At 62.7% G+C, this 15,974-nt stretch carries 11 protein-coding genes; 5 read left to right on the top strand and 6 right to left on the bottom strand.

Going from position 1 to position 15,974, the window contains the following annotated elements; all coding sequences use genetic code 11:
- Positions 1-208 precede the first annotated feature (208 nt).
- The 4 genes from PQQ95_RS24285 (at position 209) to PQQ95_RS24270 (ending at position 6,386) form a co-directional block, all read left to right on the top strand.
- Complete coding sequence (locus tag PQQ95_RS24285; protein WP_408441662.1) at positions 209-1,870, top strand: GMC family oxidoreductase; 1,662 nt, start codon at positions 209-211, stop codon at positions 1,868-1,870.
- 210 nt (positions 1,871-2,080) lie between these two features.
- The gene (locus tag PQQ95_RS24280; RefSeq protein ID WP_408441659.1) at positions 2,081-3,385 is read left to right on the top strand and encodes an MFS transporter; all 1,305 of its coding nucleotides are present in this window, start codon (positions 2,081-2,083) and stop codon (positions 3,383-3,385) included.
- A 143-nt stretch (positions 3,386-3,528) separates the two neighbouring features.
- Positions 3,529-4,524 carry an AAA family ATPase gene (locus PQQ95_RS24275; protein WP_408441656.1) on the top strand — a complete coding sequence of 332 codons (996 nt, stop codon included), beginning with the start codon at positions 3,529-3,531 and terminating at the stop codon, positions 4,522-4,524.
- Positions 4,525-4,706: 182 nt separating this feature from the next.
- On the top strand, positions 4,707-6,386 hold the full coding sequence (locus PQQ95_RS24270; protein WP_408441654.1) for a cobaltochelatase CobT-related protein: 1,680 nt from the start codon (positions 4,707-4,709) through the stop codon (positions 6,384-6,386).
- Positions 6,387-6,520: 134 nt separating this feature from the next.
- Here the strand turns inward: PQQ95_RS24270 and pta are convergent, their stop codons facing one another.
- The 6 genes from pta to tauA form a co-directional block, all read right to left on the bottom strand.
- Positions 6,521-7,558 carry a phosphate acetyltransferase gene (pta, locus tag PQQ95_RS24265; RefSeq protein ID WP_408441651.1) on the bottom strand — a complete coding sequence of 346 codons (1,038 nt, stop codon included), beginning with the start codon at positions 7,556-7,558 and terminating at the stop codon, positions 6,521-6,523.
- Between the two features lie 232 nt (positions 7,559-7,790).
- The gene (xsc, locus tag PQQ95_RS24260; RefSeq protein WP_408441649.1) at positions 7,791-9,593 is read right to left on the bottom strand and encodes a sulfoacetaldehyde acetyltransferase; all 1,803 of its coding nucleotides are present in this window, start codon (positions 9,591-9,593) and stop codon (positions 7,791-7,793) included.
- Positions 9,594-9,760: 167 nt separating this feature from the next.
- Complete coding sequence (gene phnY, locus PQQ95_RS24255; protein WP_408441646.1) at positions 9,761-11,218, bottom strand: phosphonoacetaldehyde dehydrogenase; 1,458 nt, start codon at positions 11,216-11,218, stop codon at positions 9,761-9,763.
- A 104-nt stretch (positions 11,219-11,322) separates the two neighbouring features.
- The gene (locus PQQ95_RS24250) at positions 11,323-12,243 is read right to left on the bottom strand and encodes an ABC transporter permease subunit (RefSeq protein WP_408441644.1); all 921 of its coding nucleotides are present in this window, start codon (positions 12,241-12,243) and stop codon (positions 11,323-11,325) included.
- On the bottom strand, positions 12,236-13,051 hold the full coding sequence (locus tag PQQ95_RS24245; RefSeq protein WP_408441641.1) for a taurine ABC transporter ATP-binding protein: 816 nt from the start codon (positions 13,049-13,051) through the stop codon (positions 12,236-12,238). The genes PQQ95_RS24250 and PQQ95_RS24245 overlap by 8 nt, the downstream gene beginning before the upstream one ends.
- Before the next feature lie 32 nt (positions 13,052-13,083).
- Positions 13,084-14,085, bottom strand: coding sequence for a taurine ABC transporter substrate-binding protein (gene tauA, locus PQQ95_RS24240; protein ID WP_408441772.1), 1,002 nt, complete (start codon positions 14,083-14,085; stop codon positions 13,084-13,086).
- 354 nt (positions 14,086-14,439) lie between these two features.
- Between tauA and pdxR the strand changes: the two genes are divergently transcribed.
- The gene (gene pdxR / locus PQQ95_RS24235; protein ID WP_408441640.1) at positions 14,440-15,966 is read left to right on the top strand and encodes a MocR-like pyridoxine biosynthesis transcription factor PdxR; all 1,527 of its coding nucleotides are present in this window, start codon (positions 14,440-14,442) and stop codon (positions 15,964-15,966) included.
- Positions 15,967-15,974: the final 8 nt, after the last annotated feature.

The raw sequence follows: 15,974 nt of genomic DNA, 5'->3' as shown, positions 1-15,974 counted from the left end.
GCGCGGATGACGGTGAATGCAGTCCGGACGGATCAGTGACAACCCGGATGAACGCGTGCGGACAGATTGAATAGTGAAACGAAAAAGTCGGTTTTCGTATCGGATTGTTGAATCGTAACCGGATTCGCTTGAAGTCGACACTGCCATCCAATAAATTGGGACGAAATGATCCGTTTTTAAAAACAAAGGCAGTAGCACGGAGACATCAATGGTACGGAGTTTCGACTACGTGGTCGTCGGCGCGGGATCGGCCGGCTGTGTACTGGCCAACCGCCTCTCAGAGAATGGCCGCTACTCGGTATGCCTGCTCGAAGCCGGGCCGCCCGACCGCTTTCTGTGGATCCATATTCCGATCGGTTATGGCAAAACCATGTTCCATCCGGTCTACAACTGGGGCTTTTACACGGACCCGGATCCGAACATGCATGACCGCAAACTCTACTGGCCGCGCGGGCGCACGCTGGGTGGCTGCAGTTCCATCAACGGGCTGATCTACATTCGCGGTCAGAAAGAGGATTACGACCACTGGGCCGCGCTTGGCAATCGCGGCTGGAGCTGGAAGGAATGCTTGCCTTACTTCCGGCGGCTCGAACACAACGAGCTCGGCGAGTCGCCGACGCGTGGCGTGGGCGGCCCGCTGTGGGCTTCCACGATCAAGCAGCGCCACGAACTCGTGGATGCGTTCATCGCTGCATCGAATCGCCTGGGCGTGCCAACGGTCGACGACTTCAATCAGGGCGATCAGGAAGGGGTCGGTTACTACCAGTTGACCACGCGGCGTGGCTGGCGTTGTTCGACGGCTGTCGCTTACCTGAAGCCGGCGCGCAGTCGTCCGAATCTGCAGATCGAGACCGACGCGCTGGCGTCGAAGATTCTTTTTGAAGGCACGCGTGCTACCGGTATCCGTTACGTGCAGCACGGCAAGGTGCACGAAGTGCGCGCGCACCGCGAGGTGGTGCTGACGGCCGGCGCGCTGCAGTCGCCGCAATTGCTGCAGGTGTCGGGCGTCGGGCCGGCAAAACTGCTCAATGAGTTGGGGATTCCGGTGGTCGCCAATCGAACCGGCGTCGGCGAAAATCTGCAGGACCATTTGCAGGTACGCCTGACCTATGAGGTGACGCGGCCGATCACGACGAACGACTTGCTGCACTCCTGGACCGGGCGCGCGAAGATGGGGCTGCAATGGGCGCTGTTTCGCGAAGGACCGCTGTCGGTTGGCATCAATCAGGGCGGCATGTTCTGCCGCGCCTTGCCGGACGAGGCGAAAACGCCCGACATCCAGTTCCACTTTTCCACGCTCTCAGCCGACACCGCGGGCGGCGACGTCCACGCGTTTCCAGGTTGCACCTATTCGATCTGCCAGTTGCGGCCGGAGTCGCGCGGAAGCGTGCGGATCCGCACGAGCGACATGCGCGACGCCCCGTCGATCCAGCCGAATTATCTGGCCACCGATCTCGATCGCCGCACGACGGTTGCGGGTGTGCGTTTCGCGCGCCGCGTGGCCGCCACGGAGCCCATGGCGTCGTTGATGAAACGCGAAGTGCGCCCCGGCCGGGAAGCGCAAAGCGACGACGAATTGCTGCACTTTTGCCGCGAATACGGCCAGACGATTTTTCATCCGTCCGGCACCGCGAAGATGGGCGTCGCGAGCGATCCGGGCGCGGTGGTCGACGAACGATTGCGCGTGTATGGCACGCAAGGTCTGCGAGTGGTCGATTGCTCGATCATGCCGACGCTGGTCTCCGGCAATACCAATGTGCCGATCGTGATGGTCGCTGAAAAGGCGTCCAGCATGATTCTCGAGGACGCCCGCGCCGGCGACCGGCCGGCCGGGCAAGTGCAATCGCTGAGCATGGAAGCGCAGTATTGAGTCAGAAGCGGAATCTGAAGCAACGAATCTGAAGCAACGAAGCGAAGTGGCCGCAAGAAGTAAAACGATCGCTACCTGACTCGCCGCACGCGAAGTCGACAAAAGCAGCGTGCAGGCAGCGAAATTCGTGCCCCCAGGAGGAGACAGACAGGGGCTCAAAAAGTGCTGCGTTGCCGGGACGGCACGCGGCCATCCATTGGAGAAGACGCTATGGCAATCGATAAGCGGGTTATCCGCCGCGTTGCATTCGCGAGCGTGATTGGCGCGACGGTCGAATGGTATGACTTTTTTCTGTACGGCGTCGTAGCAGGCATCGTATTCAACAAGCTTTACTTTCCTGCTCACGATCCGCTCGTCTCGACCATGCTGGCCTACGGCACGTTCGCCGTCGGCTTCATCACGCGGCCGCTCGGCGGCGTGATTTTCGGTCACTTCGGCGACAAGGTCGGACGCAAGTCCGCGTTGATCTGCACGCTGATCATCATGGGGGTGTCGACGGCGGGGGTCGCCTTCGTACCGACCTTCGATCAGATCGGTATCTGGGCGCCCATTCTGCTGCTTTTCCTGCGCGTGTTGCAGGGCATCGGGCTCGGCGGTGAATGGGGCGGCGCGGTGCTGATGGCTTATGAATATGCCCCGCCGAACCGGCGCGGTCTGTACGCAAGCTTGCCGCAGATCGGCTTGTCGATTGGCTTGTGTTTCGCGTCGGGCATTGTCGCGGGCATTTCCCGGTTGCTGCCGGAAGCGGCGTTTCTGTCGTGGGGCTGGCGGGTCGCGTTTGGCGCATCGCTGCTGCTGGTGGTGCTCGGCCTCTACATCCGTCTCAAGGTGATGGAGACGCCCGAGTTTCTCGCGCTCAAGCGTAATCGCCGCGACGTGAAAATCCCGTTCTTCGACATGATCACGCGCTATCGCGGTTCGGTGCTGCTCGGTATGGGCGCGCGCTGGATCGACGGGGTGTTCTTCAACATCTTCGCGGTGTTCATGATCGGCTACCTCACGCAACGTCTTTCGATGAGCCGCACGGAAGCGCTCACCGGCGTGATGATCTCGGCGATCGTGATGTGCTTCTTCATTCCTTTCTTCGGCAGGATGTCGGATCTGATGGGACGCGCGCGTGTGTATCGCTGGGGCTCGCTGATCTGCGGCATTTCGGTGCTGCCGGCGTTCTGGCTGATGGAGACACAGGCCGGCAATACGCTGGCCGTCTGGCTCGGCGTGGTGATTCCGTTCGGCATCTTCTATGCGATGGTCTACGGTCCGGAGGCCGCGCTCTTTGCCGAACTGTTCGATCCGGAGGTGCGCTACACCGGCATTTCGTTCGTGTACCAGTTCTCGGGCATCTTCGCGAGCGGTCTCACGCCGATCATCGCCACGGCGCTGCTGCGTCTCGACGGCGGCAAGCCCTGGTACGTGTGCGGCTACGTGATTCTGTCGGCGCTGCTTTCGGCATGGGCGGCGCGAGCGATGGAACGGCGCACGAAACCCTTCGACGAAATGGCGACGGCGCGTTGACGGCGCGAGCCGCCGGATCTGTGCGTAAAGCGTCGCTCAGGGTGTGAGATTCAGATTATAATAAAAAGGAACGAATTGTTCCGAAAAATGAAAATCACCCGGCGGCGCCGAATGAACATCCCCGCAGCGGGGAGGAGAATGAAGTGACTGATATCGTGACTGGCAAACCCGACAGAATGGTCGCGGTACGAACCGTTTTCGGCATCGATTCCAGCCTGATGGTGCCCGCGTTCAGCGAGCGCGACGACCACGTGCCGGAGATCGACGAGGTCTATCGCTTCAATCCTGAAGTGACGCTGGCGATTCTGGCCGGCTTCAGCCGTGACCGGCGGGTGATGGTGCAGGGCTTGCACGGCACCGGGAAGTCCACGCACATCGAACAGGTGGCGGCCCGCCTCAACTGGCCGTGCGTGCGCGTCAATCTCGACGGCCATATCAGCCGCCTCGATCTGGTCGGCAAAGACGCGATTGTGGTGCGCGACGACTTGCAGGTCACCGAGTTTCAGGAGGGGATCGTGCCATGGGCCTTGCAGCGCCCGGTCGCCCTGATTTTCGACGAATACGATGCGGGGCGTCCGGATGTGATGTTCGTGATCCAGCGCATTCTCGAACGCGACGGCAAGTTCACCCTGCTCGACCAGAATCGCGTGATTCATCCGCATCCGTATTTCCGCATGTTCGCCACCACCAACACGGTGGGGTTGGGCAATCTGAACGGTTTGTATCACGGCACGCAGGTGCTGAATCATGCGCAGATGGACCGTTGGAACGTGGTGGCCACGCTCAACTATCTGCCGCGCGCGGAAGAGGCCTGCATCGTGCTGGCGCGCGTACCGGAACTTGCTGACGAAGCAGGGCGCGCGCTGATCGAATCGATGGTGAGCGTGGCGGAACTCACGCGCAAGGGCTTCGCCAGCGGTGACCTGTCGACGCTGATGTCGCCGCGCACGGTGATCAACTGGGCGGAGAACTGCCAGATTTTTCGCGATCCCGCGATGGCGTTTCGCCTGACCTTCCTGAACAAGTGCGATGAGGCAGAGCGCTCGATCGTGGCGGAGTATTTTCAGCGCTGCTTTGGGCGCGAACTGGAGCCTGAGGCCGGCGCCCACGCTGAAGACCACACAGCGGGTACCCGTTGATGACATCGGACAGGCCGGAGGCGTTACAGCAAGCGGACCCAGGCGACGCGGCACTGCGCCCGGCTGGCTCACGGCGGGTAGACCCGGGCCAGCCGGCTCCGCAACAAGCGGCTCCGAGCCCGGCGACCGAGCGGCAAGCGACCCTCCGCGGAGAACAGCGCGAAGCGCTTTGCGCCGCGACCGTGCGAGCCCTCACCGGCGACGCCGCGTTGCATTATCGCGAAGGCAGATTGTGCCGCGATTTACGGCCTTTGCCTCTGCACGCACCGCATCTTCGCACCGACCCACAGCAAGACGACTTCGCGTCTTTACGGGGTGCCGCCGATGGCGCGGCCCTGCGAATCATGCACGCCGACGCGGCGTTGCACAGCCGGCTATGCCCGGCCGATCCCGTCGAGCGGATGGTGTTCGAACTGCTCGAACAATTGCGGTGCGAAACGCAGACGCCGCCCGGCATGCCGGGTCTGGTGCAGAATCTGCGCGACCGTTTCGAGGCCTGGTCGCTGGCTTTCTATCGCTCCGGGCTCGTCGAAGACCACCTCGGCATTCTCCTGTACACGGTGGCGCAGATTGCGTGGTCGCGGCTGACGGGCTGGCCTGTGCTCGAACAGACGGAAGGCCTGATCGAAGCCACGCGCGCGGCCATCGTGCCGGTGCTGGGCGTGTCGCTGGCGGGCTTGCGCCGGCATCGGCAGGAGCAGGCGGCGTTCGCTGTCCATGCGCTCGAACTCGCGAGGCTGGTGGGCGAGATGATCCGTGCCGCCCGCGCTGAGGCGCTGGACGATGCCGTCGACGATCCGCAGGAGAGCGACGACAAGGCCCCGCGCACGGCGTTCTCGCTATGGTTCGATGTCGAAGACGACGAGTACAAGGACATGGCCGTTGCGCTGACCGGCAAGAGCCGTGTGCTCGAAGGCTCGGAGCAGGGCTATCGTGCCTATACGACGCGCTATGACCGTGAGCTGTCTGTGAGCACGCTGGTCCGCAAGGCCTTGCTCAGCGAGTTCCGCGAACGGCTCGACGAACGCGTCGCCGCTCAGGGCATTAACGTGGCGCGGCTCGCGCACGCACTGAAGGCAGCGCTGGCAATCTCGCAACGCGATGGCTGGTCGTTCGGTGAAGAGCATGGCCGCATCGACGGACGGCGTCTCGCGCAACTGGTTAGTTCTCCCGCTGAGCGGCGTCTGTTCCGGCTGGAACGAAACACGCTCATGGCGGACTGCGTGGTCGGTTTTCTAATCGATTGTTCGGGTTCGATGAAAGCGCATATCGAGCCGGTGGCGACCATGGTGGATATCCTCACGCGTGCGCTCGACCAGGCCGGTGTGACCACCGAGGTGCTGGGCTTCACTACCGGTGCGTGGAACGGCGGCCGGGCCCGGCTCGACTGGCTGGCGCAGGGCAGGCCGCCTCATCCGGGCCGGCTCAATGAACTGTCCCATCTGATTTTCAAGGACGCCGACCGGAGCTGGCGACGCGCTCGCGCGGATATTGCCGCGCTCTTCAAGGCAGACCTGTTTCGCGAGGGCGTGGATGGTGAAGCGGTCGACTGGGCTTGCGGTCGTCTCGTCGCTCGTCCCGAGGCGCGGCGCATTTTGATCGTGATTTCGGATGGCAGCCCGATGGACAGCGCGACCGGTCAGGCCAACGACGCCTTCTATCTCGACAACCATCTCAAGAGCGTCGTAGCGCGTCATGAAGCCTCGCGCGACGTGGAGGTGTTGGGTCTGGGTGTCGGGCTCGATCTCAGTCCGTATTACCGCCGTTGTCTCGCCGTAGACCTCTCCGTGCCGCCTGACATGAAGCTATTTGCGGAGATTGTCGGCTGGATGGGGGCGCGCGGGCAGGCCGGCAGGAGGTAGCCGGTCCCGCGGCCTGAAAGGAGCAACTGGCGCGAGGGAGCGCAGGTTAAACGCGCAATCGGTCACAACTAACTGACATGTCAAACGCAGTGCGCCGCGTGGTCGAGGTCGTGATCGTGGTGAACCTCAGTGGGTCATGAAGCGAACGGTATGGTATGGGCGTCCATGGGTGTTGCCGCGGTTTGCGCCTGCACGGCAGTCACCGCGATCACGTAGTAGATGTCGTCGGCGCTGCAGCCGCGCGAAAGATCGTTGGCCGGCTTTTTCAGGCCTTGCAGCAAGGGCCCGATTGCCTTCGCGTCGCCGATCCGCTCGGCCAGCTTGTAGCCGATATTGCCGGCTTCGAGGCTCGGGAAAATCAGCACGTTGGCGTGTCCTTGCACCTGCGAGTGTTCGATTTTGCGCATCGCGATCTCGGAGACGAGCGCCGCGTCCAGTTGCACGTCGCCATCGATCGCCAGATGTGGACGCTGGGCCCTCACCTGGCGCGTCGCTTCCACGACCTTGTCGACGGCCGCGTGCCGGGCGCTGCCGCTAGTCGAGAATGACAGCATGGCCACGCGCGGCTCCTCCATCAGCAGGCTTTGCGCGCTGTCGGCCGCTGCCATTGCAATCTGGGCCAGTTCGCCGGCATCGGGGTCCACCACCAATCCGCAGTCGGAGAAAATCAGGCCGCCTTTGAGCGTGTGGAAGGGCTCGCACAACATCATCAGAAAGAAGCTCGACACCAGCTTGAACGAAGGATGAATGCCGATGATCTGGATCGCCGTGCGGACTACGTCGGCGGTCGTGTGGACGGCGCCGGCTACCGAACCGTCGGCATGACCGAGCCGCACCATCAGGTTCGCGAAGCAGAGGGGTTTGAGGATCTCCAGTTTCGCTTCGTCCCGCGTCATGCCCTTCTTGCTGCGCAATGCGAAGAGCTCCTCGCTAAAGGACTCGGCGAGCGGCGAGATGGCAGGATCCACCAACTCCATGCCTGACAGTTCGATGTTCTGCCCAGCAGCCGCGGCGTGAATGCGCGCACTCGCGCCCACCAGCACGATGCGGGCGATGCCCTCACGTGTTGCGCGTTGCGCGGCCTCCAGCATGCGGGGATCTTCCGCTTCGCAGAGCACGATGCGTCTTGGCGAAGTGCGGGCGCGCTCGACGATGCGATTGATGGCTTTCATGGTACTCGGCGGCGATCGGAGTTGAAAAACGGGGAGCCGCAAAGGAAGGCGGGAGGAGGCGAAGCAGGTTGCCAACAAATGCGGCGCGAAAACAAAACAGCCGGAAACACCGTGACCGAAAACAAGGAGGCCAGAAACAAAGAGACCGGAAACGGCAGCCAACATCCCGTTTCCGGCCCGCCGGGCGCGAGGCGATATTCCCCGGCGCCCGGACCGTCAGACAACGGACGGGTCAGACATAGTCCTTGTACTTGTCGAGCAGGCGCACCGGCTTGGCCAGCGCATCGCGGCGGAACGGATCGCCGAGCTCGCGGGTGCACATGATCTCGATGATGGTGGTCTTGCCGTGATTCATCTGCGCATCGATCGCGCGCTTGAGCGCCGGGCCGACGTCCTCGAGCCGGTCCACCGTAACCCCCTCGGCGCCCATCGCCCGCGCAATACCCGCGAAGCTCTGGTTGTCGAGTTCACCCGCGACGAAGCGGCGGTTGTAGAAATCCACCTGGTTTTTCTTCTCGGCGCCCCATTGCCGGTTGTGGAAGACCACTGCGGTGACCGGAATATTGTGGCGCACGCAGGTCATGGTTTCCATCAGGCTCATGCCCCACGCGCCGTCGCCGGCGTAAGAGACCGCAGGGCGATGCGGCGCCGCCACCTTGGCGCCGATGATGGTGGGGAACGCGTAACCGCAATTGCCCCAGCTCATCGCGGCGAAAAAGCTGCGCGGCTTGTTGAAGCGCAGGTAGCTGTTGGCCACGGAGTTGATGTTGCCGATGTCGGTGGAGACCATTACGTCTTCCGGCATGGCCTTTTCGAGCTCGCGCAAGACCTGGCGCGGGTGCAGATAGTTGCCGCCGCCGGGCGTACGCTCGTCTTTCTGCTCCTCGATCATGTCCAGGCTGTAAGGGTCGCGCTCGTGGGTCCAGCCGTCGAGCTCTTTCTCCCATGCCGCCTTCTCCGCGGCGATCTGGCCCGCGCGCTCTTCACGCGAGGCGTCGCAGACCAGGGTGCGGCCTTCGAGGCGCTGCGTGAGTGCAACCGCGGCGGCCTTGGCGTCGCCGCAGATGCCCACGGAGATTTTCTTCACGAGGCCAAGCATCTTGTGGTCGGCGTCGATCTGGATGATCTTGGCGTTCTGCGGCCAGTAGTCCATGCCGTGTTGCGGCAGCGTACCGAACGGTCCCAGGCGCGAGCCGAGCGCGACCACGACGTCGGCGCGCTGGATCAGCTTCATGGCGGCCTTGGAGCCTTGATAGCCGAGCGGACCGCACCACAGCGGGTGATTGGCGGGGAAGGAGTCGTTATGCAGGTAGCTGTTGACGACCGGCGCGCCCAGACGTTCGGCGAGTGCCTTGCATTCCTCGATCGCATCCGCCATGACCACGCCGCCGCCGGAGATGATGACGGGGAATTTGGCCTGCGCAAGCAGTTCAGCCGCTTCGTTCAGGCGTTGATCGCCACCGGGGCCACGGTCGAGTCGCTGCGGCTGCGGAATCTCGGCCTTGATCTGGCCGTAGAAGTAGTCGCGCGGAATGTTGAGCTGGGTCGGGCCCATCTCGGCCAGCGCGCGGTCGAAGCAGCGGCCGGTGAATTCAGCCATGCGCGCGGGATGGGTGACGTGGCCTTGATACTTGGTGAACTCCTGGAACATGGGGAGCTGCTTCGCTTCCTGGAAGCCGCCCAGGCCGATACCCATGGTGCCCGCCTCGGGCGTGATCATGACCACGGGGCTATGCGCCCAATAGGCGGCGGCGATGGCGGTCACGCAATTGCTGATGCCGGGGCCGTTCTGGCCGATCACCACGCCATGGCGGCCCGATACGCGGGCATAGCCGTCGGCCATGTGGCCGGCGCCCTGCTCGTGCACCACGGGAATGAGGCGGATGCCGGCGGGCGCGAAGATGTCCATGGCATCCATGAAGGCCGAGCCCATGATGCCGAACATGTCGGTCACGCCGTTCGCGGCCAGGGTTTCGACGAAAGCTTCTGACGGGGTCATGGCCTGCGGGCCGCTGACGGGGGTGTGATCGCTCATGAGGGCTGTCTCCGATGTTGGTGAAAGCGGAACAATTTGTTCCGAAAAGTGGTTATCTAAAATGTAGAGCATGCACCTTTGATGGTCAATAGGTGATGCGAAATAAACGGTACAACTTGTCTCGAAAATTTAAGAATGTGATGCGGGGTGGCGTGCGAGGGAGCGGATCAGTCCCACGGCAGCGAATAGGTCTTCACGTTGGTGAAGCTTTTCATCGCTTCCTGGACGCCTTCCTTGTAACCAAGACCCGAGTCCTTGATGCCGCCGAACGGCGTCAGCTCGAGCCGGTAGCCCGGCACTTCGCGCACGTTCACGCTGCCCACCTGCAGTTCGGCGATAAAGCGCGTGATGTAATCGAGGCGATTCGTGCAGACCGACGACGAGAGACCGTAGTCAGTCGAATTGGAAATCCGGATCGCGTCGTCGATATCGCGAAAGCGGATCACCGGTGACACGGGCCCGAAGGTTTCGTATTTGACGAGGGGCATGTCCGGGGTGACGTGATCGACCACGGTGGGTGAGTACAGCGCGCCTTCGCGGAGATTGCCGAGCAGCAGCTTCGCGCCGCGGCTGATCGCATCGTTCACCTGAGCTTCGAAAAATTTCGCTGCCGCCTCGTCGATGACGGTGCCCATGTCGGTCGCCGGATCGGCGGGATCGCCGTAACGTATGGCGCGTGTCTTCTCCACGAGCAGTTCGACGAAACGGTCGGCCACCGCCTCGTGCACCAGAATGCGCTTGATCGCGGTACAACGCTGGCCGGAGTTTTTGTAAGAGCCGGAGACGGCGAGCGCGCTGGCTTCTTCCAGGTCGGCGTCTTCCATCACGATGATCGGATCGTTGCCGCCGAGTTCGAGCACCGCGCGTCGATACCCCATCTTGCTGGCGATATATTTGCCGATCTGCACGCCGCCCGTGAAGGTGATCAGATCGACGTGCTCGTTCGTGATCAGTTCGTCGGCAATGTCTTTCGGGTCGCCGGTGACGACCTGCAGCATTTCCTGCGGCAGGCCGGCCGCGTAAAAGATATCCGCGAGCAGGTAGGTGGACAGCGGCACCTTCTCGGAGGGTTTGACGACGATGCGGTTGTTGGTCGCGATGGCGGGCACGATCTTGTGCGCAACCTGATTCATCGGATGGTTGAATGGGGTGATCGCGGAGATGACGCCGAGCAACGGATCGCGCTGGGTGTACACGCGGCGCTTCTTGCCGTGCGGTGTTAGATCGCAGGAGAACACCTGGCCGTCGTCTTTCAACGCTTCATTGGCGCCGAAGGTCATCACGTCGGCCACGCGGCCTGCTTCGTAGAGCGAGTCTTTCTTGCAAAGGCCGGACTCGGCAGTGATCAGGCTGGCGATTTCTTCGGTACGCCGACGGACCCTATCCGCTGCGCGCAGCAGGATCTGTGAGCGCTCGTAGCGCGTTAGCCGCGCCCGATACTGGTGTGCCCAGGCAAAGGCATGTTGCACGTCGGCCAGCGTCGCCTTGGGCACCGTGCCGACCAATTCGCCGGTATAGGGATTGAAGACTTCAATGACCTCCGCGCGCCGGATTTTTTCTCCGCCGATGCGCAGCGCTTCGTGACGCACCGGTGGCAACGGCCAGACTTTCGCGATTGAATTCATACTGCCCTCCAGCGATAACAGACAGCTGAAGTATTGCGGAGGGCACCGCTAGCCGCGTAGTACCAGCCGCCGCCAATCGCTGAGTCCAAGCCGGCCTTCTACACTCACACCCGGCCTTTCCACGGCACCAGCACGCGTTCGAGGTGGCGCATCAGCAAGTCGAAGCACAACGCAAAGAAACCGATGACGATAATGCCCATGATCACCACGTCGCTGGCGAGAAACTCCGCGGCATTGAGCACCATGAAGCCGAGACCGCTGGTCGACGCCACCATTTCCGCGGCGACGAGCGTGGTCCAGCCGACGCCGATGCCGATCCGCATACCCGTGAAAATCTCCGGCAGCGCGGATTTCAGAATCACATAGAACACCACCTGAGTGCGCGAAGCGCCCATCGAATAGGCCGCATGAATCTGCTCGATCGACACGGACCGCACGCCGGAGCGCGCGGCAATCGCGAGTGGCGCGAAGATGGCCAGGTAGATGAGAAAGACTTTGGAGAATTCACCAATGCCGAACCAGATGATGATGAGCGGCAAATAGGCGAGCGGTGGAAGCGGCCGGTAGAACTCGATGGGCGGATCGAAGACGCCGCGCGCAAAACGCGAGACGCCCATCATCACGCCGATGGGAATCGCGGTCACGCAGGCGAGCGCAAAGGCGCCGAACACGCGCAGCAAGCTGATGCCGGTATGTTGCGCGAGCGTGGAGTTGGCGAAGCCTTCGGTAGCGACGTAGATGAACTTTGCGTAAACCGCTTGCGGCGATGGCAGAAACAGCGGCTTGATCCAATGCAGGTTCGTCGCGATAAACCACAGCCCCACGAACAGGGTGACCGTCACGAGGCTCGTCACGGCACTGCTGCCCTGGCCGGGTACGCCGAAGGTGTCGCCGGGTTTCGCCGGTTTCTTGGCGAGCAGCCGGGGACGCCGCTCAGGGGCGCGTGGCGGTTGGACCGGCATGTCGGTGCCGAGTGGGACGTCGTGGCCGCGTGCAAATGCGGGGGCCCGTTTTGAACTAAGCATGTGTCACCTCGGCTTCGGCGGCGTGCATTTTCTCGTCGCCGTAAATGATGCTGAGCACGCGCTCGCGCATGTCGATGAAATCCGGGCTCGACTTGATGGCGCGCGCGTCGCGCGTTTCCAGAAAGCGTCGATTGAAATCCAGCTCGTAGGTGTGCGTGATGCGCCCAGGACGCGGCGACATCACGATCAGGTGGCTGGCCAGAAAGAGCGCTTCCTCCACGCTGTGCGTGATGAAGAAGAACATCTTGCTGGTTTTCGTCCAGACGTCGAGCAGCAGTTCCTGAATGGTTTCGCGGGTCAGCGCGTCGAGCGCGGCCATCGGTTCGTCCATCAGCAGCATGGCGGGGTCGCAGGTCAGCGCGCGGGCGATGCCCACGCGCTGCTGCATTCCGCCGGAGAGCTGATAGATCATGTGCTTGTGAAAGTCCTGCAAGCCGACCAGCGCCAGATTGCGCGCGGCGATGTCGCGCCGCTGCGCTTTCGGCACGCCCTGAAGCTTCAGGCCGAACTCGGCGTTGTCGATCACGTTGAGCCACGGCAACAGGGCGTGCTTCTGGAACACGACGCCCCGGTCGGCGCCGGGTCCGGCGATCGGCGAACCGCCGAGCAGCAACTCGCCGCTGGTCGGCGCGATGAAGCCCGCCATCAGCGAGAGCAGGGTGGTCTTGCCACAACCCGATGCCCCGAGCGCAACGACGAAGTCGCCCGAATTGATCGTCAGATTGATGTTGTCGAGCGCGTGCACGGTCTGGCCGGGCTTGCGCCCCGGAAAGACCACGCTCACATTCTTGACGCTCATACTTTCCATGTTGCCTCCTGATTCGACGGAACCGGTCCACGTCATTTGAGTTTCATTGCCGCTTCGGCGTAAGCCGGGGTCACGAACTTCGAGTAATCGGGCAACACGGCGCTGATCTGCTTCTGGTCCTTCAGGAAGTTCGCCGTGTCCTTCAGCGCGAAGGTCGCGCGGCCCGCACTGCCACCACCCAGCCATTGCGATGAGGCCTGCTCCTGGAGCGTCGGGAAGGCATAGAGCGAGAGGGATTCCGGCACGTCGGCCGGCGAGCCGCCGATCATCTTCGCGATGGCCGTGGCCTGCGGCGACGTGGCGTTCCATTGCGCCGTATTCTTGCGGTATTGATCGTCGGCATCGGCGATGGCTTTCACGAGTTTTGCCATGAAGTCCTTATGCGCCTCGCCCCATTGGCGGTCGACGGCGATTCCGTCGAAGGTCGGTTTGCCGAGCTTCGACAGGTCGCCGGACGTAATCAACACCTTGCCGTTCTTCTTCAGTTGCGCCAGCGCCGGGTCCCACACGTAGGCGGCGTCGATGTCGCCGCGCTCCCACGCCGCGACCAACTGGTTCGGCTGCATGTTGAGGATCTTCACCTCGGACGGGTTGATGCCCCAATGCTGCAGCGCGAACATGGTGTGATAGTGCGTGGTCGACACGAACGGCACGCCGATCGTCTTACCCTTCAGATCGGACGGTTTGGTGATGCCGGAGCCATTGCGCACGACCATCGCTTCGGCCTGGTTGATGTTGTCCAGAATCCAGAAGAGTTGCAGGTCGAGACCCTGGCTGACCGCCGCCGCGAGCGGGCTCGAGCCGATCACGCCGACTTTCACGTCGCCCGAGGCCATGGCGGTCGCGACCTTCGCGCCGGATTCGAACTGCCGCCAGTTGATCTTGTAGCCGGTGTCTTTCTCGATGGAGCCGCTCGCGATCGCAACGACCCACGGGTCGACGATCTGTTGATAGGCGATCGTGACTTCCTTGTCCTGCGCGTGGCTGGCGGGCGCCACCACGCAGGCGAGCGCAGCGAAGGCCGCTACCGTCATGCGGCGCGTCAGATGGCCGAACCAGCGGGACAGCTTTTGGGGGTTGTCGCTTTTCATCGTAGGTCTCCAGAATGGCCGTGCAGGCACGCGAATACACGTGAATTCAACCTTCGCCGACGGGGGCTTGTCCCAATCGCCGGCAATGGGATGATGCGAGTATCGTCAGTAAAAAATGTTGCGGGTTAGGGCCAGACGTGGCTGATCGTTGAGTCCACACCCTTGCACCAGCATGGGCCGCTGCACCGGACTCGCCGGCAGCCGCCCGGGTGACTGGCTGCCGTTTTTTTGCGCGTTCACAATGCCGGTGTCCGCCTTCGTGCGGGCGGACGCCGCCTACAAAAATCAGGAGAAAGCATGGCAAGTCGCACCTCGGTGGCCTTATGGAGCCAACGGTTCCAGCGTTCACCCGAGTCGAACATGAGCCTCCAGGGTCAGATTCGCCAGATGCTGGTGGCCGCGATTCTGGACGGTCAACTGCTGCCGAATCACGCGTTACCGTCCAGCCGGGAACTGGCCGACCAGTTGAGCGTGGCCCGCAACACGGTCGTGCTCGCCTACCAGCAACTCGTGGAGGAGGGCTATCTGATTTCGCGCGAGCGCAGCGGGCATTTCGTCAATCCGGCCATCCTCGAGGGGCGGCACGAATTTGCGCCGCTGCAGACGGTCCCCGAACAGGCGGCCAATGAAGCGCTTGCCAGGCCGGATTGGGACCAGCGCGTCAGAAGGCGGCCGTCCTCGCAGCGCAATATCGTCAAGCCAGGTAACTGGCTGAGCTACGAATACCCCTTTATCTACGGGCAATTCGACCAGTCGCTGTTTCCGACCAACGACTGGCGCGAATGCTGCATGAAAGCGCTCTCGGTGATGGAGATCCGCAACTGGGCGCCGGATCTGATCGAACGCGACGACGATACGCTGATCCAGCAGATCCGCACGCGCGTGCTGCCGCGGCGCGGCGTGTTTGCGATGCCGGACGAAATCGTCGTGACGATCGGCTGCCAGCAGGCGCTGTATCTGATCGCGGACCTGCTCGCGAGCGAACGGACCACCATCGGCTTCGAAAACCCCGGCTATCCGGATGCGCGCAATATCTTCGAAAATCGCCATGCGCGGCTGCAGCCGCTGCCCGTCGACGGCGGCGGCGTGCGCCCGGTCGAGGACGCCGATCTGCTTGCGCAATGCGACTACGTCTATGTGACGCCGAGCCACCAGTGCCCGACCACGGCCACCATGCCTATCGAGCGGCGCCATGCGCTGCTGGAGCAGGCGCAGGCCCATGACTTCGTGCTGATCGAAGACGACTACGAGAGCGAAAACAATTTCTCAGGCACGCCGCACCCGGCGTTGAAGAGCCTGGATACAGCGGACCGGGTGATCTATATCGGCAGTCTGTCGAAGACGTTTGCGCCTGGGCTGCGGCTGGGTTATATCGTCGGGCCGCGTGAACTGGTCCGCGAATTGCGCGCGCTACGGCGTCTGATGGTGCGGCATCCCGCAGCCTATATTCAGCGTGCCTTTGCCACCTTTCTGGCGCTTGGGCACCACGACGCGCTGCTGCGGCGGCTTGCCCACGCTTATCGGGAACGCGCGCAGGCATTGATGGCGGCGCTCGACACGCATCTTCCCGAAGCACGCTATTTGCCGGTTGGCGGCGGCGCGTCGTGCTGGGTAGAAGGGCCGCCGTGGCTCGATGCGACACAGCTTGCCGCGGACGCGCAGGCACACGGCATCCTGATCGAGCTGGGGCGGGTTTTCTTTATGACCGGACTGGAGCAGAACCACTGCTTCCGGATGGGCTTTTCAGCCATCAAGCTCGAAAAGATCGACGCAGGCGTGCGCCTGCTCGCGGACCTCGTGCGCGCGCAGCAGCCCGAGGAATAGACGGCGCG

The sequence above is a fragment of the Paraburkholderia caffeinilytica genome (genome assembly GCF_046030355.1).
Classification (GTDB): Bacteria; Pseudomonadota; Gammaproteobacteria; order Burkholderiales; family Burkholderiaceae; genus Paraburkholderia; species Paraburkholderia caffeinilytica_B.
This window is presented reverse-complemented; position numbering and strand designations above follow the sequence as displayed.